Genomic DNA, 20,205 nt, shown 5'->3' with positions numbered 1-20,205 from the left:
TCCTAAACCACTGGACAATTTAATGAGAACAAACGTGACCACCGTGCCATCAGGAAACGACTGGCGGGCTACTCCACCAGTCCGCTGACCCGGAGTACCCGTCGACTGACTGCCTCTGCCAGCACTGTACTGTGTTCGCCGGCACAACCGAGGCTGAAGGCCTGCTTCGCACGGGTGATGCCGGTGTAAACCAGTTCACGGGTCAGAATAGGGCTTAAGCTATCGGGTAGCAGCAAGGCGGTGTGGGCGAATTCCGACCCTTGCGATTTATGCACCGTCATGGCGAACACCGTTTCCACTGCTGACAACCGCCCCGGCATCATCCAGCGAATGCCTGAGGAGCCATCACCGACCGGGAACGCAACCCGGGTGACCCATAGTCGGGAACCGTCCGGCTGCGTCTGCGGTACTGTCAACGTAATGCCGATATCACCGTTCATCAGCCGCTGCCCATAATCGTTGCGGGTCACCATCACCGGCCTTCCCGGATACCAGCCTTGCCAGCCAGCCAGCAGCCTTTCCCGATACAGCAAATGGGCGATGCGTTCATTCATGCTCTCGACGCCCCACGGCCCGTTACGCAACGCACACAGCAACTGAAACTGACCAAACGCCGCCAGAATTTCTGTAGCCCAGGCGTCAAACTCATCCGGCGATGCCGCCAGTGCTGGCCGTGTCGACGCCATACGCCGCAGGTAGTCACCGTAGCCCACTGGGGCACGCGTACCGGGTCGAGCATCGAATCGGCTGGCGGCACCGTCGATAACCCATTCACGCAACGTATTGTCATCGTTTGCGGTGAGTGTCAGTTGCGCCAAATCAGCAAACCCATGCCGCCAGACAGACGCCAGCGCCGCGCTATCTCCCGCGTTGACCGCGTCAGCCAGTTTCCCAATGCCGCTGTCAGCACCAAAACGGTAACTGTGGCGCAGCATAACGATAGACTGATCCAGCGCATTGCCCTGCGGGTCAAGCAACTCGTCATCCGGTGCCTCTCCCGTCACCTCGCGCAGCCAGTCACGAGTCTGCGGCAGATAATGCCCCTTTGCGGCGCGTTGACAGAGTTCCCCCATCAACGCCCCCGCCTCCACCGACGCCAGTTGATCCTTGTCGCCCAGCAAAATCAGCCGGGAATCGCGTGGCATGGCGGCCAGTAACGCCGCCATCATCTCCAGATCCACCATTGAGGCCTCGTCCACCACCAGCACATCCAGCAGCAGCGGATTATCGGCATGGTGCCGGAAATGTCGGGTATCCGGTCGGCTACCTAGCAAGCGATGCAGCGTTACCACCTCACTGTTAATGTGCGAACGAATCGCCTCTCCCTGCGCCAGCCCGTCCAGCGTCAGGCTGGCAATGGCCCCAGCGATGGATTCGTTTAGTCGCGCCGCTGCCTTGCCGGTCGGTGCCGCCAGTCGGATACGCAGCGGTTTGCCCTGCTGCTCCAGCGCCAGTGACTGCAACAGCGCCAGCAATTTCACCACCGTGGTGGTTTTCCCGGTACCCGGCCCACCGGTGATGATGCTAAAGGCGCTGCCCGCCGCCAGTGCACAAGCCAGCTTCTGCCAGTTGGTGGTATGGGATGTCGTCGTAGGAAATAGCGCCTCCAGCCGCTGGCGTAGCGCTGCTGGCGCGATGGCTGCACGCAAGGTTTCGTTGTGCCGTAACTGTCGGGTAATCGCCTGACGGACATCCTGCTCATACTGCCAGTAACGGCGCAGGTAAAGACGCGAGCCTACCAACACCAGCGGGGTCACCCCTTCGCCCGACGCCACCAGTTGTGGCTGCTGCAATGCCGCCAGCCAGGCTGACAGAGTCACCCCCGCCAGCGCCTGTGCCGGTCGTGCTACCTTACGGTTGTCACTGCGATCGCCTTCCGGCGGCAGCGCCAGCGAGAACCCACTGTCAGCCAGCGTAGCGGCCAGATCGAGACACACATGCCCGCGCCCAAGCTGATAACTGACCAGCGCTGCGCCCAGCAGCAACAGGGGTGATGCCTCCGGGCATTCCTGATGCAGAAAGCGCACCAGCGCGCGATCCAACTCTCGCAACCACCCGCAATCAACCCACTGATCCAGTAGTTGAACCACATCATCATGGTGAGTGAGGGTCATACCGTCACCTCCGTATCGCCGCTAAACAGGCAGTCCAGCGAATCAATCAGCGCCCGCTCCGGTCGCTCAGCGTAAACGCCGCCCCCCGGTGCCTGACTACCGCGCAGGAACAGATACAACGCCCCACCGACATGACGATCGTAGTCATAATCTGGCAGTCGGGAGCGTAGTAAGCGGTGCAAGGCAAACAGGTACAAGGCCAGTTGCAGATCATACCGATGATCTAGCATCGCTCGCGCCATATGCGCTGAGTCATAGTCGGCGGCGTCCGCCCCCAGCCAGTTGGACTTGTAATCCAGCACGTAGTAGCGCCCCTGATGTTCAAACACCAAATCGATAAAGCCTTTCAGCATGCCATTGAGCGCATCACGCATCAGCGGCACGCGTGGTGCCCCCGCCAGAGTGGCGGCGCTGACCCGTTGGTCCAGACGTTGCGTATCGACCTGATTGAGCGCAAACCAGAATTCCATTTCCACCTGATACTGCGTCAGACCGGCCAGCGACACCGTACCAGCGGGTGATGCGGGCAACGACAGCGGTTGGTTGAGTTGCGCCATCAACCAGTCGGTCAGCATCGATATCCACGGTGTCCAGCCCTGTCGGTTACAGCGTCGCGCCACCTGATCTTCCACTCGCGGGCGATCCATTGCCAGAGCGGCAAACCCCTCTTTACCCGCCCACTCCAGCAGCCCATGCAGAAAACTGCCCGGCACCGCACCGCGCGGAAAACTGTACATATCGTAGCCGACCGGCAATGACGGCAGGCGTTCTGCGGCGTCCTGCGGTTCGCTAAAGGTTTCCTGCCGGGCACTCTGTACTTCAGCGGCGTCATGGGCAGCGGACTCACGACGCTCCTGATACTGCCCCTCCGGTGCCAGTTGCAGCCCGGAATAACTGGTGATGCGCCAACGGTGACGGCGAATATCCGGTAACGGCGGCTCTTTTCCCAACGCAGGGGTTTCCCGTACCGCGCGATATACCGCGTCATCGTCTTCTGGCAGCGGCGCTATCTGGCTGTGTGGCCCGCCCCAGAGCGACAAACATGACGCCAGTTGCCCTGCTTCCAATGGCTCACCGGCACCGAGCAGATAACCGGGCGCGCTTTTCTCAAGCCCTTTCAATGGCGCGATTCCTAGCCACAGCGCATAGCGCGCGCGGGTCAATGCGACATAAAACTTACGCAGGTCTTCCCCCAGGCGCTCATGGTCGGCACGCGTAACCGCCTCATCGCTGGCAATCAACTCAAAGCGCAGTTGTCCGTCATCATCATGAAATTTCAGCGGCACATCCCGATGGCTGACCGTGCGGAACGCACAGGCGAACGGCAAAAACACCAGCGGGTACTCCAATCCTTTCGATTTATGAACGGTCACCACTTTGACCAGATCCGCGTCACTTTCCAGTCGCACTTTCAGGCTATCGCTACCGGGATTATCCGCCTGACACTGCTCCGCCAGATAACGGATCAACGCGTGTTCGCCGTCCAGATGCACGCTGGCCTGTTGCAGTAACTCCGACAGGTGCAGCACATCGGTCAACGCCCGGGCGTTATCGGCAGCCAGCAACCGACGCGGGACATCAAACTCCCACAGCAACCGCCGTAGCATCGGCAACACGCCTTGCTGACGCCAGCATTGCTGGTAGCGAACAAATTGTATCACCCGGCTTTCCCACTCCTGCTCGTCGTGGTTAAGGCGGTCAAGCGCCTGCCAGCTCAGCCCCAGTAACGGGGTAGCCAGCGCGGCGCGTAGCAACCGGTCGTTCTCCGGGTCAGCACAGGCGGCCAACCAGCAGTGCAGTTCTCCTGCCTGCGGGCTATCAAACACCGACTCACGGTCAGACAGATACACACTGCGCACACCGCGAGCAGACAGTTGCGCCCGCACCGCCATCGCCTCGCGCCCGCTATTAACCAGCACCGCCATATCGCCCGGTTTAACCGGACGCCAGCGTTGGTCTGACGAGACAAAACCGGCCTGCCCCTGCTCGCCCAGCTGTAACAGTCTCACCATTTCACGTGCGCACCCCGCCGCCATTCGCTGACGGTATTCAGACGACGACAGCGGTTCATCGGTTTCCAGCGTCCAGCAGGTCAACGCCGCGGCTGGCGTTCCTGCCTGCACCCAGATGTCATCACGGCCGTTGGCCTGCACCGGTAAAAACGGCACCGGGTTGTCGCCATCTGGCTGACGAAATAAAAACGCGCCTGCGCCGTTGGCACGGTTCTCCGCTTGCATAAACACCTGATTAACGGCATCGACCATCGTCTGCGTGGAACGAAAGTTGGTCCCCAACGTGTAATGCCGACCGTCGGTATCGCGCCGGGCACGCAAATAGGTGTAGATATCGGCACCGCGAAACGCGTAAATCGCCTGTTTCGGATCGCCTATCAGGATCAACCCCTGTTGCGGATCATTGGTTGCCACCCGGTACAGCGTATCGAAAATGCGGTATTGCAGCGGATCGGTATCCTGAAATTCGTCGATCATCGCCACCGGGAACTGGCGGCGAATGCGTTGGGCTAGTCGTTCGCCGTTATCGCCGCGCAATGCGGCATCCAGCCGGGTCAGCAAGTCCTGAAACCCCATCTGCGCCCGGCTTTCCTGCTCGAAGCGAAAACGCTGGTGTATCCAGCGGCAGGCGTGCCGTAACAGTTGACTACGTGGCTCCGGCAAGTCGTCCAACTGCTGCGCTAAGGTTTCCATCGCACGTAACGCCGGATGTGTCGGTGCTTCGTCCGGTACTTTCCAGCACTCCCGTAACCCTTGTGGCGTCAGCCGCGTCCAGCCGGTGCCGATATCCAGCGTCGTCTCGTCACTGCTGGCCCAGTGTTGCAGTTTATCCAGCCACGGGTCGAAATAACGGGCCTGTAGCTTGCGGCCATCCGCTTTTTTCTCTGCCACGGCGGCGTTCAGCAGGTCGCGTAGCTCGTCGCACCATTGCGCCCAGGGCGCTTTCAGCTCCGCCAGTTGGCGTGTTTTTTCATCACGAACGGTGCTGAATATCTGTGCGGGCAGGTCATCAATGCCAATCTCATCGGCATAGTCCAGCAACGGCGTGACGCTGCGATAAAAATCTTCCGGTGCGGCCCAGCTATCGCGCAGTTCCAGCACATCACGGGCATCGAGCGGGAAAAAGAAGGTGCGCCAGTAATCACGCACCACCTCCAGCAGCAATTCGCTCTGGTCGGTTTCCAGCGTCTGATTAAACAGGCTGCCGCTGTCAAACGCGTGTTCACCCAGCATCCGGTTACACCAACTGTGGATGGTGGACACCGCCGCTTCATCCATCCATTCCGCCGCCAGTTGCAGTTTGCGGGCGCAATCCGGCCACTGCTCCAATGGGTAGTCGGCGCTCAGTTCGCGCAGTAGCGGATCAACCTCGTCATCCTCACCCGCCGAGCCGTCCTTGTCGCCCAGTTGAAAGTAAGCCGCGGCCTGCGCCAGCCGTGCGCGAATACGGTCACGCAGTTCGCGGGTCGCGGCATCGGTAAAGGTCACCACCAGAATATCTGGCGGGTTGAGCGGACGCGAGAAAGCGTGCTCACCACCGTGCCCCAACACCAACCGCACATACAACATGGCGATAGTAAAGGTTTTGCCGGTACCGGCGCTGGCCTCAATCAACCGACTGCCGCAGAGAGGAAAGCGCAGCACATCCAGCGCAGAAGGTAACGCGTTCGCCGTCATGGCTGGCCTCCTGATTTTTTATTTCTCGCCGATGCGGCTTTCAGTGTGTGGTGTAGCGGTGCCAGCAACTGCTGTACCCAGCGGGCAAATTCGCCGTCGGCCCACAGCTGCTCGAACGTCGGGAAAGCCCGCGCCAGATAAGGGTTGGACGCTGATTCCGCATATTTACGGTTAGCAGGATCATGCTCCTCATAGCACTGGCGTGCCGCTTTTGCCGCTTCACCGTCAGCTGGTTGCCCCGGCTCACCGCCAACCTCCAGCCAGCGAAACCCGGTTTTCACCGCAACGGGCAACGGGTAACGCATGCCCTCCCGCCAGGCGTCCAGCAGTGACTGCCAGTAAGCCGCCGCCTGCGCGGGCTCCAGCGCAGGCAGATGAACAGTACCGTTTTTGCTGACCAGCGTGCTGTGTAACGTCTGCCCGCCGAGGTGCCCGGCCAGATGCGCGACCCAGAACGGCAACAGTTTATCCAGGCGATAACTGCGACGGGTGGGATGGAGCAACCCACCGCTTTCCAGCACCAGCCGACAGCGGTTCCCCTGTTCGTCACGGCGCAGTTCGTTTAGCCAGTCTTCCAGCGGTAACTCTGGCAACGACAGCGCTTCGTCCGGTATCGGTGTCGGCCATTTATCCCGCTCCTGTTGGTAACGGGTAAACAGGTCTGCCATGGGTTCTGCCAAATCCTGCTCCAGTACCGTGGTGAAACCGCCGGGTGCCAGCTCACCACGCCGGGCGATACGCTGCAAATGCTCAGCCAGCGCCTGCTCGCGGGGAATCTGCCGCTGCAACGCGGCTTTTTGTACCTGGATCAACTCATGTTGCAGACGCCAGTTTTCCAGTGCATCGATAGCAAACGGTTCCTGATCCTGGCTGGTGGGGTCTTCCTGCTCAAACCAGACGTTGAGCCGTAAACGAAAGAAGCTACGCACCGGGTCACGCACAAAATCGGCCAGTTGACGCAACGTCAGCACCCCATCCTGCACATAATCATCCAACACGGCATTCGGAGCGGCGGCAGTGTGCGGTAACGCGCCATCGTATGACGGCAGCCCGGCACGCCATTCGCGGGCATAACTGAACAGCGAACTGCCCGCGGTAAAATACTCCGGGCTGAAAGGTTGCAACCGGTGTTCCACCGTTAACACGGGCAATACGTCTTGTCTGTTAACCGTCCGCCAGCCATTGCTGAGGTGGTCGCGCAGTTGCGCGACCAGCACCGAGGGCGGACGTTCGCTGTTATCGTGGATGCTGCGCCCAACCCAACTGATATACAGCCGCTCACGTGCCGACAGCAGCGCCTCCAGAAACAGGTAACGGTCATCTTCACGGCGGGAACGGTCACCGGGTCGGTAATCCTGCCCCATCAGATCGAAGTCCAGTGGCACCCGGTTGCGGGGGTAATCACCGTCATTCATGCCCAGCAGGCACACATGGCGGAATGGGATAGCGCGCATCGGCATCAATGTGGCGAAGGTAACGGCCCCGGCGAAAAACGGCTGGGTCAGGCTCGCCTGTTCAAATAACCCCAGCCAGTGTTCCCGGACTACCGATAACGGCAGTTCCTGCGTCAACGCGACCGATTCGCACGCCTCCAGCCAGTTCTGCAACCCTTCGTCCAGTTGCAGTAGCATGAAGCCATCCTCGCCATCATCCGCCGCAAAAAACGTGCTCAGCAGTACACGTAACCGCTCGCCCCACTGCTCCGGCGTCGCAGGCTGACAAAGCTGCTGCCAACTGTAATCGAGCCGGTCGAGCAACCACGCCAGTTGTCCAGCCAGCGCAGCATCCAGCCCGCCGATTTCATCCAACGGTTCGATATCCCGCCAGGCGCTACCTGCACCCACCGCATACCCCAGCAGCATACGGCGCAGGCCGAAAAACCAGCTGTTCTGCTCCGGTGCATCCGGCAGGTTAAGGCTTTGGCGCTGACGCGCATGCAACCCCCAGCGCACGTTGGCTGCCCGGATCCAACGCTGCAATAACGGTAGCTGTTCTTCCTCAATGGCAAAACGCTGGCGCACCGCCGGTACATCCAGTAGATCCAGCACATCGCTGACCGCCACGCGCGACTGCGGCAGGTGCAACAGTTTTTCCAGCGCCGCCAGCACCAGGTTGTTCTGCCGTGCACCGCGATCCGCCACACTGAATGGGATATAACGCGGGTCCTGCCGGTCTATCAATCCGAATACCGCCTGAATATGTGGCGCATAGCCATTGATGTCCGGCACCATCACAATCACATCGCTCGGGCGCAGCGTCGGGTCGGCGGCAAACGCCGCCAGCAGTTGGTCATGCAGCACTTCGACTTCACGCTGCGGGCTGTGCGCCAGATGAAACCGGACAGAACCGTCCTGATCGGGGTCGATGGCCGGCCAGCGCGACCGGCTTTCCGACAGCGGGCGCAAATCCCGAATGTCGTCCTGTAACTGATGCAGCAGGCAGTCTTCGCCGTTGCTGTTAAACAGATCAATACGCGAGATTACCGGTTGCAGTTGGGATTCATATTGCTCACGCTGGTCGTACTCATCGAGCAATCCGATGTAGTCTCGCCCTTGTTTGCCCCATGCCGCCAGCAGTGGGTGGGCATGCTGATGTAACTCCTCCAGCGCAATCACCTCTGGCATACCAGGTTTTCGCTGCTGACGGGCGCGTTCAGCACGTAACAGATCTTTATCAGCAATAATGTTGCCCCAGTAATGTTCGCACGGGTTATGCACGCACATGAACACCTGGGTCCAACGCCCGATAGCCGCCAGCAGTTCCAGTGCCTGTTGCGATAACGACGAAATACCAAACACGACAACACGCGACGGTAAACCGGCCGGACGCTCACTGTCGCCTCGTCGGTCGACCTCGTTCAGAAAACGTCGGTGCAGCGCCGCGCGACTGGTGCCGGACAGCGCCTCGCCGGTATCCGCCAGCAGTGCGCGCCACAACAACGGTTGCCAGCGCTGCTCCTCTGGTAGCGGCTCCACGCCACGTCGGTGGCTGGTCAGCACATCCCGCCCCTCGCTCCAGTCAGCCAGCCAGTCGGCGCGATACACCTGATATTGGTCGAACAGGTCAGCCAGCCGTTCGGCCAACTGGTAGTGTTTTCGCAAATCGGTATCCTGTCGCAAAAAACGCGCCAGTGCGGCAAACTCGGGTTGTGTCAGCAGGTCCGGCAACAGGCGTAACAGCCGCCATACCAACAACGGTTTATCAAAGGGGGAGGTTTCCGGTACCTGCTCACGACCCAGCATCGCGCGGTAAACCTGCCAGAAAAAACGTGACGGTAACTGAATATCCAACGCGGCAGCCACACCACACCCGCCATCGCGGGCATCGAGCGCCAGCGCCAGTTTCAACCACTGCCCGATACCGTTGCTTTGCACCAGAATCAGTTCGTTTTCCAGCCCGGACAGCGGATTGGCCGCCATCCACGATACCAGCACGTCACGCAGCGCTTCAGGATGGTTGCTGTGGATCGCCATCAAACCGGGTCGTAACCTGTTTTCGTTCATCGCTCTCTCTGCTCGTTGCCGCACCGGATGTACCGAATAAATAACCGAATAACAGTACAGTCAGTAAATATCTTAGCATTCATGGGATTGGCTGTGATACCGGGAAGCGCGTCGTGCGAAGCCGGTCGCAGCCGCGACCGGTGTGATGGTGTTGATACGATGATTTCAGGGATAAGAATTTGTTAGTACAGACCTCGTCAGGCCGCCTGACTGTCCGTCAACGACTGCGTGATAAAGGCACGAACGTCGCCAACCTGTCGGATATAGCCATTGAGTAACGCGGTAAAACCCGGCTCATCCAGCTTATCGAGCGGGTATTGACTGCACAGACGCAGGTTATCGAATTCATCCAGTGCCAGCCAGCAGCCGCGCATCGCCGCCATCTCGAAATTGAGCAGTAACATCAGGCGGTAGATACCGGGCCGTTCTTCCCCTTGCAGGCTCACTATCTGGCAGTGCAGTAGCAGGTTGTCGCTTTGCGCTGGCACTTCGATGACCGCTGCCTCTTGCCCTTCTGCGTCATTCAGAACACAGATGCCGTTATTGAGCGTCAGCCGGGTGTGGTTAAACTGACTAAAATGTTGCAGCAAACGCGCCGCCTGTTGTTGTGCTGAGGTCATGGTGTTTTACTCCTTATGCTTTAATGAACCGCTAATGCCTTAATGAACCGGTACCAGGTTTTCGCTTTCCGCGGTTTCGCTATTTACTGTGCCGCGCCAGACGGTATCCGCCGTTGCAGACCTTACTGTTTCGCCAGCGTAATACCTTGCTGGTACAGATGATTGACCGCCTGCGATACCTCAGGGCTGGCTTTAGCGATAGCCCCTTCCAGACTGAAACTGGCGGGGTTGTTCTGGTTCTGGCCGTAGCTGAAGTTAATCTTGCCCAGCAGTTTGGTCATGCTGACATCGGCACTGCTACCTGCGCTGACAATCGGCAGCGGAAACGCCAGCCCTTCCTTGTTTTTTACCGTTTGGGTGAAATCGACTGACTTGATACGCAGGTTGTTGCTGTCACGGAAAATAGCCGCAATGTCATCCTTACCCAGCGTATTGTTCTGGATGCCTTTTTCGACCCTCGCTTTCACCTCGTCTTTCAACTCCAGGCTGACGCCCGCGGTGGCATTAGTCAGTGACTGCATTTTTTGCACTACGGCTTTCAGCGCCGGGTTCTCCTCCATAAACCCATGAATACGTTCGGCGTTGGTGGGTGGCAGGTTATCGCTAACCAGCTTACGCAGGGCATGGAAAATCCCGTTGCTGTCCAGTTTGGCGAGGTTGGCGTACGTCGTGCTGTAGCTGGCGCTATCGAGCGTCACCCCCTGTTTTCCCGCCGCGTCATGCTGTCGAACCTTCGCCTGCAAATCCCTGATGGCACCATACTGACCATCGTCCGCCGGGGTTTTCGCGTCAAAATGTGTATTCAGAATAGCCAGTTGTTCGCCAACATCTGTCAGGTCTTTCACGCCTTTCAATACCTGTTGTGTCTCCGGGTCGGTGAATTTTTTCTTCAATGCTGTCAGCAGGTTATCCATTTCGCGCTGTTCCAGCGGTTGGGCCGGTTTGATCTGCATACTGATACTGTGGTTGGTTTTGGTGTCCACCGTCATCGTGGCTGACGCACCGGTCGTTAGCGGGGCTATCCACGCCCCATTCGGGTCCGGTCGGGTGATTCCGGCAAACGCGGTGGCGTTGGCCCCGACATTCACCTGGTTCATGAAGCGCGCCCGGTTGTTGGTGGTCGCATTCTGCTCGGTGAACGCCCCCCGCACCGTGCTGTGCTCATGGCTGGCCGACATCAGGTTCGCCCCGGCACCCACGCCAACAGAAAAACGGGTCGCCGAAGTCGGCACTTTGCCTTTTTTCGACGCCGCGGGTTTATCCGTCAGATTGATTTCAGCGCGGGCATCTGCCGTCAGTGCCGCATCCACATCAAATTTAATGGAGAATCCCTCTTTGACCCGGTGGTCGTTCCCCTTTGCCACCAGTTCCAGCGGGTTCACCTTGCCCTCCATCAGGTTATCGATAAAACCGGGCAGCTCTTTTTCGCTCAGCGTAAATTTGAGGCCATGTTGCTGAACGGTTCCCAGCCCGGCAGAGAGACTGCCGCCGAAGCGAACGTCCAACGTCACGGTGTGTTTTTTATCGTCGAAATCAAAACGCTTCTTAGCATCATTCGGTATTTGCCCGGTTGAGACCCCAACTTTGGCGTTCAATCCCCCATTGCGCCCAAAGTTAACGTCAATACCATTGTCGCTGCGGCTAAAGGTGAGGCTATAGGTGCGATCGCCGGTGACGCCGCCGTTGGGCACAATCGGGAAAGCGGTGGCGTTGAGCATCACTTTGGCCTTCGCCGGTACATAGAAGGTGCTGGCACCAGCGTTATAACTGCGGTTAACGGCCAGGCTTTCACCATTATCCAGAGATAAAATGGTCTCTTTGAGTTTACTGGCCAACCCGGCCTTATCGCTGGCATCCAGCGAGGTGCGAGAGGTCAGGTTGATAGCGCTTTTTTCGTTGCTAAACGCGTGAGTAAAGGTTTTCACCGCATCGTAATCCGCCTCCAGCGCGCCAAACCGGGTAAACCCCATATCCGTGACCTTTTTGACGTCGTTATCACCGTAATGGTGGTCACGCAGCGCACTCAGGGCCGCGTGCATCGGCTTAAGATCAGCCGCGGTCGGCTGTTTACCGGAGAAGGCGGCCAGTTGGTCAACGATGCCGTGCAGATCGCTTGCCGTCATGACATCCAACGCCAGACGTGATTTGGTCAGTGCCATCGCATCGCCCAAATCACGCCGGGGCCCGGTTGCCACGCTGTCACTCTGGTAGCTCATGTCGACTTTTTTGGCGACGAAGGTGTTCAGCAATGCCCCGGCTTTGCTGTCTTTGGAAAGCGGTGCCGCATTGATGACCGTCGACAACGCCACACTCAGATCTTTGCCGGAACGCTTATCATTGATGGCTTGAGCCACCGCCTTGAATGCCGAGGGTTTGAATGTGTCGTTGACCTCGCCGCCAGGTTGCAATACCCCCTGATGCTTGCCTAACAAGGTGGCGGATTTAGCCGCGCTCATTTCCAAATCGTTCTGGAATGATGTCAATGCTGCCAGCAACGGCCTTCCAGCCTCGCCTAAATCGAGTTTTTCCAGCCGACTTTGCAAATCTTCGCGTTTAGCACTCCAGCGATGAGAAGAGACCGCCAGTTCCAGTTTTTTGAACAGGTTGGCTTGCGTGTCGTAAAGCTGTGACAGCCCTTCTCGCCCTTTCAGGTGGTGTTGTGCGGCGTCAATCGGCTTTCTGGCTATCTCTTTCACCGTTTCTTTGACATAAGCCCCCAAAAAATCACCAAAGTGGCTGTTGGTCTTGTGCCCCTCCATCCCTGAGCGCCCCAGAACCTGTGCCTCCACTTTCCCCGTGAGGTGAGTCAATGGAATGTGTACCGCTTTGGTAGCACCCGCCAGCCGATCATAGGCAGCCGCAGCGGCACGCGGCGCATGCGTGTCGGGGGTTTCCGGCGTGGCGGTTTTCCAGCCCTCGGCCGTTAAACTGTGCTGCTGATGCCCGTCATCCACGATCATCGGCTCGTGATTTTTACTGGTCGATAACCGCTCGGCTTTCACGTTGTCCGGCAACGCAACTGGCTGCCACTGGCTACTGGCTCGCGCCTCTGCGTGACCCTGTAACGCTTGTTTATCCAGTCGGAATACCTGCCCGTCGTTATTGAGTGCAAACAGGTTCTGTTCCTTATCCAACGCCAGATGTTTCACTTCACCGTGCAGTCCATCGGTCGGTAATGGCTGAGGTGGTATCGCCGCACGTTGTAACCCCGGCTTGTTGAGATGCAGTTGCAATGTGCCTTGTGCGGTGGCGGTAACATATTTGTTGCCATCCACCACCGCCAGTGCCCTGGTACCGCTGTTTTTATCCGGCCCGGATAACGGGTCACCCGCCGAGGGCGAGTTACGTCCTTGCGTGACGGCAAAGACGTTGTTATCGCCGTGGGTCACGCTGTCGGCTTTTTGGTTGATGGACAGCTTCTTCACCTGCCCTTCATCCAACACGTAGGCCTGATTATCCAGGCCTCGCGTCAATTGGGTGGCACCCACCTCGGTTTTGGTCCAGCTCTGAGTGGTATTGTCGAGGTAGTGAATTTTGCCGTCATGCAGCGCCATAGCCCCCAGCCGCCCCATGTCCATCACGTCATGCGTTGGTGGGTCCTGTTTGGTTAACCCGGCCTGATTATCCACCACCAACGCATCACTCAGATTCCAACCGGGCTTGAACCCTTCGGTCTCCCCCGGTTTACTGCCATCCGCCAGCGGTGCCAGATGTTTTTGCCCGGCAGCATCGTTAACCTGTGCATGCATGGCACCGTGTTCATCCGCCACAAAGCCTTGCACCTTGTGATGTTCACCCAATACCGCATTCAACGCCGGGCTGTGATACGGCTCCAGTTTCACGGTATTGTCGCCAGTCGATGGCAGCGTCCCGACAAAAACCTTGCCTTCATCATCGGCCACAAATAAACGATGGCCTTCCAGCCCGACGGCTCTGGCGTTCACCTGTTCACTGCCGCGAGCCAGTGCCACATGCCCTTCGAGCTTCAGGTTAAGCGTGAGGTGCTGGTCTGCCGGGGCATCGGCTTTCGGCAACAGATGGAGCTGTACCGTGCTGTCCTCTTTTTCCGTCAATAACGCCACGTTGTGCTGTGCATTGGCGAAGAAGGATTTAATTTTGTCAGCAAACGGCAGCGATTCCTGCCCTGCCGACAGGCTAGCCAGGGTTTTATCCCCCTTCACGGCATACAATTTGCCATCGGCCTGACTCGCCAGATGGCTGTGCGGCGTATCGCTCTTTTTCTCCCACACCTGATCGGCGTTCAGGCTATACAGCGCTTTGTCATGAATCCTCAGCGTCAGGTTCTCGTTTGACGGGTCGGTGTGCCCCCCTGTCAATAATGCCTTAACCGCCTGACCCGGTTGTGGCAGGTTGATGGTATTGACACCACTGTGGTTAACGACGGACGCACGGATGTGCGTATCATCCATCTCCAGCGCAAATCTGGCCTGATGCTTACCGGACAACGCTTGTGCGGCTTTACCTGCCTGCGCCGGAGCACTGGAATGCAACGCCACCATCCTGTCGCCCACCAGATGCAGGCTAAACAATCGGCCGCTTTTATCCATCAGCACGTGTTGGCTACCATCGTCGCTAGCCTGATGCGCGACAAAAGGCAACGTGTTCTTACCGAGTGTTTGCGACAATAGCGTTTTCAGGTGATCGGACACCCCTTCGCCCAGTTCAAGCCGCCCTTTCTTATCCAGCGATATCACGCTGCCTGCGGTGCCGGCCCCGACTACCGCAGGCGTATTCGCGGCTGTTGATAGCGCACGGTCTATCGCCCCTTTCATGCCTTGCAAATTGGGAGAACGGCCAATCTGCGCACCTTCACCATTGGGAAGCGATGGCTGCTGGCTAACTTGTGCGATACCGGCGTGCATCCCTGCCCGTTGCAGCGACGCCGACGTGGACTGCGCGGGCACGTTCGTACTGCCTTGCGTCAACGTATGACTGCGTTGGGGGACGGTGTTCTGGATGTCTGTCAACGACGATTGTCGCTGAATAGGATTAATGTTGCCCAACATTGGCCTTCTCCCGTGTGCTGGATTGAGTGCGGTGATGCCTGTTGAGTGGCCTGTTCTCGTCTTCAGTTCCACCAGCCCACAGAGTGCTCTCCCACATTCCCCCTGCGTGCATTCCCCCACCGTGAGGGATGGAACCATCACGCCGCGTTCCTCACTCAGCAAACAGCGGGCATTTGCCGTGCTGACACGCGCTCGTTTTCGATGACGGGCATCCATATCCTGATAAACAGAGGCGAACTATGGCTGATATCAACATCACGCTAAGTCTCCCCAGTGCTGGCCTGAATGGCGGACTGGGTGGCGTTGGCGGTGCAGACAACCTCAATAACGGCCCGCGTGGTAACGGGCTTTCCGGCAATCAATCCAGTGCGCAGGAAAACAAACTGCTGGAGGCGCTGGCGGTGCTCATGACCGCGCTGCTCCCCAGTCTGCTGAACAACAAAGACGGTCAGAGCAGCGGCGACAGTCCTCTCGGGCGAACCAGTGATGCACTTGGTGGCGGTGCAGGTAACGCACAAGGCGGCGGGCAGAGCAACGGTCTGGCCGACGGACTGAATAGCGGCTTGAGCAGTCTGGGTGATGGCGCGGGAGCAAACGGTAGCCAGGGTCAAAACGGGTTGACCGACATGCTAACGAAATTGCTGGACTTGCTGATGCCGAAAAACGGGGCTCAAGGCGGACAGGGATTGCAAGGTAGCGGACTGGACAGCAGCGGTGGTGCGGGCGGCGCGCAAGGTGCAGGCGGTGCATCCGGGGCTGGGGGAACGGGCGGTCTGGAGGATCTCAGTAAATCACTGTTGCAGGACTCAGGCGAAAACAGCCTCGGCAACGGTATTTCTCCAACGCAGGATGGTGGCGGCCAAATCAGTGATAACCCGTTGGTGAAAATCCTGATGGCATTGGTGGCGATGCTGATGGAAAACCAGAAAAACCAATTTGGTCAGCCTCAGGGCGGCTCCGGTGGCGGAAGTGGTGCGGCACCGGTATCCGGCGGCAATGCGGCCCCCGGTGTCGGTAGCGGAGCAAACCCAGTTCTGAGCGGCACGGCACCTGAAACTGGCGGTATCGCACCAACCGGGGCCAGCCATAACGCCAGCGAACTGACCGACAGCAAAGGCGGAACACCACTCGGTATGGCTCCTGCACCTGCCGAGGCAGGCAGCAATACCGACAACGCCACGGTGTGATCATCTCACGCGCCGGTTTGTTATCTCCTGGGGAAGAACACATCAGGCGCGTTTTTTAGTCGGTTAAAGACAGTTCATTCGGCGAAAGGCAGGCCGTGTCGCCTGCCTGTTTGGTGAACGGTATCTCATCTTTGGGTTAAAGGGGCATATCATGTCAGATATCAGCATCACGCTTCGCATCCCCAGCACGGGGCTTGCGAGCGGTATTGGCGGCACGGACCGCATAACGAATAACGGGCCTTACGGCGCGCAGCGATCGAGTGGAACACCGAATAAGTGCCTAAATCCACCACGCTACTGACAGGAAATTCATCATGACCGAACATGATATCGGCACGCCTACCCGCTGGACTGAACTGGTCGACCGGGGCGGATATATCACACCCGAACAACGTCAGGCATTCGAACAGGCTATCCAGATGGTTACCCGACGTTTCAATCTGGTTTTGAGCAAAAAAGAATTACCGCGTAGTGGTCAGTTCGACTTTGACGCTTTTGTCGACTCGTTGGAGGCTGATTTTCTGAAAAGCGTGGATACCACGTTGGATCCAGAAATGAACAGCGACGTAGGACAAACGGCATTCTGGGTTATTCGTCAGATAGCCGACCATTTGATCGCCCTGCAACAACAACGGCATGCGTTATAATTCGTGAGCCTATCCCACCTTACAAGCCAGCGCCAGACGCTGGTTTTTTTATGCCTGATGCCAGTACGACGTTTCCTCTCGTGATGCCGCATCCGAGCCTGACGAAATGAACCATCCTGAATCGTAATGACAAAAGTTTGTAAAGCAAGACAGTAATGAACGACTCCCGTAATCTAATCCAACCTGATTTCCACTCGCCACGCGTAAACTGTCGGCACATGATATGAAAAAGAAAAAACGCCTGCGCACCATTGTGTTAATACTCCTTCTCTTGCTGATCTACGTTAACCGTGAGTCGTTTAACCCGTTTGCCCCTGACTGCAACGCCCGTTCTCCGGCCTCCGATGTACCTGCAGCCTGTCGAAAACCGGTGAAAGAGGTCGCCCCCGGTTTCGAACTCTGACCTTCTGCCAGACACGGTGCTTTTACCGGGACTCAGCCGGGACACACTGAGTCTCGGCATTGATACTGTTATTTGTTTTTTCGCTTATTATGATTTCATAATAATAAATTTACGCATTCCTTACCATTGCGGTTATTTATTTCAATCCATTTCCACAATATCGTTTTTCTTTCTCTATCCTTACAAAAATTACGTTTAGCCTTTTTCTATGCCATTAATAGAAAAATAAATCACCACCTTTTCACCCGATTGATTTTCACTCTTTATTGAACCACTTCTGCGCCAATCGCCCCTGATAGAAAAATAATTTTAATTATTCTATATACCTATGCGGCGTCGTGTATTTCATGCACGTGTCGAGCGTAGTTAATTTTCTGGCAAATACTACAAGGAGAAATATCATGGTGATGTCCATATCCTCCAACTACGCGGGGTTATATAATTCCGTGTTGCAGGTATCCGGCGTCAGTTCCACGTCGTCCTCCTCATCTTCTGTAACGGCGCTCCCTTACCGTAAACAGGATGATGATAAAGAGGGGGGCTTGTTTTCGTCTTTGGTGACAGCGTTATCTTCAATTGGTATCACGCTTGGCACCAGCAGTACCTCGGAAACCAGTTCCACGACATCGTCAACATCCTCAACAGACAGCAGCACGTCGGACACCTCATCTTCCAGCGCGAAAGAAGCCGTGGCCACCTTCCTGCATACGTTGATGGATACCCTGCACAGCATCGGTGCGTCATCCAACTCATCGTCGCTGTCTGACAACCCGATGAAAAATGACCTGTCTTCACTGATTAGCGCACTCTCTTCCGACTCCTCTTCCAGCAGTTCTGTGTCGAGCAGCCAGTTGAGTGAATTACAAAGCGCCTTCAGTTCAATGGTCACCGCTTTGGGTGGCGATAGCAGCAATGCATCCCTGTCGACTTTCCTGCAAAGTTTTTCCTCTTCGCTGGCTTCCGCCTCATCACAAGGCAATCTGGTTAATACCGCCGCTTGATGGTCGTTTGCCCGAGACGCTTTCTCCGCCCTGCCAGACAGGGCGTTTTGCCCTTTGTCTGTGATCTCCGCGTCCTTTCTGTACAATCAGACCATTCTCTTACCCAATCAAAAATAATTAGAAAAAATTAATAATAACGTTATACCACGCCCCGTTTCACGCCATTTAATTCCAGAAAAAATGGCACATCAAGAACAACTCACCGCCCAAAATCATTCAGTGATTTTAATCATTTCGTTCACTTTTTCTTCCTGTTTGTTTTTATTTAATCCGATAGACTCAACTCTCAATTCCCTGACAGAAAAAGGGAAAAACACCTGCAGTCGTTCGCTTATTACGCCGTCGCTGTCGTTCAATTCTGAAGGTTATCACCTGTCAGCACGGCTTTTATCACCCCAGTCAAGGAGACCACGATGCAATACACTGGGAAGTACTTAAAGAAAACCGCACTACTCTTGACCATGATGGCGGGCATCAGCAGCTGGCAAGCGCAGGCTGCCGTTGCACCCGATACCCGTTCACTGGATGAAATTTATCAGAGCGCGCTCAGCGAAGGCGGGACGGTCACCGTTTATGCCGGTGGCGATGTGCAGTCACAGCAAACGGGCTTCAAGCAGGCGTTTGAGAGCCGTTTTCCTGGTATCAAGCTGAATGTCATCGTCGACTACAGCAAATATCACGACGCGCGTATCGACAACCAACTGGCGACCAATACCCTGATTCCGGATGTGGTGCAGTTACAGACGGTGCAGAATTTCCCTCGCTGGAAAAAACAGGGGGTTTTGCTGAATTACAAACCCATAGGCTGGGACAAAATTTACCCGGAATTTCGTGACGCAGACGGTGCCTGGATTGGTGCGTACGTCATCGCCTTTAGTAACCTGGTCAACACCCAGTTGCTGGATGAAAAATCCTGGCCGCGAGAGGCTAACGACTATCTGCGCCCCGATTTAAAAGGCAACCTGATACTGGCCTATCCAAACGACGATGACGCGGTGCTGTTTTGGTACAAACAGATAGTGGATAAATACGGCTGGGAGTTTGTAGAAAAACTTCAGGAGCAAGACCCGGTTTATGCACGAGGCACTAACGTCCCCGGCGCGCAAATAGCCACCGGTAAATACAGCGCCACCCCAAGCAGTTCTGGCGCACTGGTTCCCGCAGCAGGTTCGGTAACCCGATTTGTACTGCCGAAATCAGACCCCTTTGTCTCCTGGGCGCAGCGTGCTGCCATCTTCAAACAGGCCAAACATCCTGAAAGCGCCAAGTTGTATCTGAGCTGGCTGCTGGATCCGCAAACACAAACGCAGGTTGCGCGGATGTGGTCAGTGCGTACCGATGTAGCTCCACCCGCAGGTTATAAGCACATCTGGGAATACAGAAACACCCGTCCACAGGCGTTTGTCGACTTCATGTCTGATCGCGCTGCCGTTGAACGCTTCCGTGCCCAAATGAGTCTGTATGTAGGCGAAGCCAAAGGCGATCCCACACCTGGTTGGCTGGGCCTGCACCCGGATGCACCGTTGTCTAACTAAATATCACTGTATTCATTGACTACATGACAGGGCCATTCTGGCCCTTTTTATTTAGGTATCGTTACCATGACAGCGATAAATCTGCTTTTTCTGCATATTCGTTGGGAACGAATTTGACCAGCCAACGGAACGGCTGGCCTCTGGTGAGAGACAGGATGTCTCTCATTTCATCCCGATGGGCTTACTCAGGTAAGTGATTCGGGTGAATGACAAATCGGTATACGCCGATTTGAACGCTGCCTGCAGGGCCCGAAGGGCGAAGCCCATTGATGGGCCGAGTAACGCAACCAACACACCTGCAACTTGAAGTATGACGGGTATATCTGCTTATCTTGGATATGAAATGGCAACCTTACACTCATCACAAATGAATCCCTCATCCGCCTTATTGTGGGGTGTCGCAGTCGTCGAGAAATATCTTAAACAGGGTTCTTCTCTTTCTATTTTAATACGCAAATCCCATGACATTTTTTCAGAAA

General features: G+C 56.7%; 10 protein-coding genes. 5 read left to right on the top strand and 5 right to left on the bottom strand.

What is annotated here, in order from left to right:
* Positions 1–68: 68 nt before the first annotated feature.
* The 5 genes from recD to FGI04_RS07835 all read right to left on the bottom strand — a co-directional run bounded on the left by recD (position 69) and on the right by FGI04_RS07835 (position 14,953).
* Entirely contained in the window at positions 69–2,114 is a 2,046-nt protein-coding gene (gene recD, locus FGI04_RS07855; protein WP_407336548.1) for an exodeoxyribonuclease V subunit alpha, read from the bottom strand.
* Complete coding sequence (recB, locus tag FGI04_RS07850; protein WP_407336547.1) at positions 2,111–5,803, bottom strand: exodeoxyribonuclease V subunit beta; 3,693 nt, start codon at positions 5,801–5,803, stop codon at positions 2,111–2,113. Before recB ends, recD begins: the two co-directional genes overlap by 4 nt.
* Positions 5,800–9,306, bottom strand: coding sequence for an exodeoxyribonuclease V subunit gamma (gene recC, locus FGI04_RS07845; RefSeq protein ID WP_407336546.1), 3,507 nt, complete (start codon positions 9,304–9,306; stop codon positions 5,800–5,802). The genes recB and recC overlap by 4 nt, the downstream gene beginning before the upstream one ends.
* Before the next feature lie 197 nt (positions 9,307–9,503).
* Complete coding sequence (locus FGI04_RS07840) at positions 9,504–9,926, bottom strand: type III secretion system chaperone (protein WP_407273439.1); 423 nt, start codon at positions 9,924–9,926, stop codon at positions 9,504–9,506.
* Positions 9,927–10,048: 122 nt separating this feature from the next.
* Positions 10,049–14,953: an AvrE-family type 3 secretion system effector gene (locus tag FGI04_RS07835; protein WP_407336545.1), complete on the bottom strand. Its 4,905-nt coding sequence runs from the start codon at positions 14,951–14,953 to the stop codon at positions 10,049–10,051.
* A gap of 239 nt (positions 14,954–15,192) precedes the next feature.
* Here FGI04_RS07835 and FGI04_RS07830 point away from each other — a divergent pair, with 239 nt between their 5' ends.
* The 5 genes from FGI04_RS07830 (at position 15,193) to FGI04_RS07810 (ending at position 19,726) form a co-directional block, all read left to right on the top strand.
* Positions 15,193–16,140, top strand: coding sequence for a type III effector protein (locus FGI04_RS07830; protein ID WP_407336544.1), 948 nt, complete (start codon positions 15,193–15,195; stop codon positions 16,138–16,140).
* Between the two features lie 314 nt (positions 16,141–16,454).
* Entirely contained in the window at positions 16,455–16,787 is a 333-nt protein-coding gene (locus FGI04_RS07825; protein WP_407336543.1) for a DNA-binding protein, read from the top strand.
* Positions 16,788–17,010: 223 nt separating this feature from the next.
* Positions 17,011–17,190, top strand: coding sequence for a hypothetical protein (locus FGI04_RS07820; protein ID WP_407336542.1), 180 nt, complete (start codon positions 17,011–17,013; stop codon positions 17,188–17,190).
* 401 nt (positions 17,191–17,591) lie between these two features.
* Complete coding sequence (locus FGI04_RS07815; RefSeq protein ID WP_038904287.1) at positions 17,592–18,191, top strand: hypothetical protein; 600 nt, start codon at positions 17,592–17,594, stop codon at positions 18,189–18,191.
* Positions 18,192–18,604: 413 nt separating this feature from the next.
* A complete protein-coding gene (locus FGI04_RS07810) occupies positions 18,605–19,726 on the top strand; it encodes an ABC transporter substrate-binding protein (protein WP_407336541.1) in 1,122 nt (373 codons plus the stop codon).
* Positions 19,727–20,205 lie beyond the last annotated feature (479 nt).

The organism is Dickeya ananatis, assembly GCF_019464615.1.
Taxonomy (GTDB): Bacteria; Pseudomonadota; Gammaproteobacteria; order Enterobacterales; family Enterobacteriaceae; genus Dickeya; species Dickeya oryzae.
The sequence above is the reverse complement of the archived record's forward strand: the minus strand, read 5'-3'. Positions and strand labels throughout refer to the sequence as shown.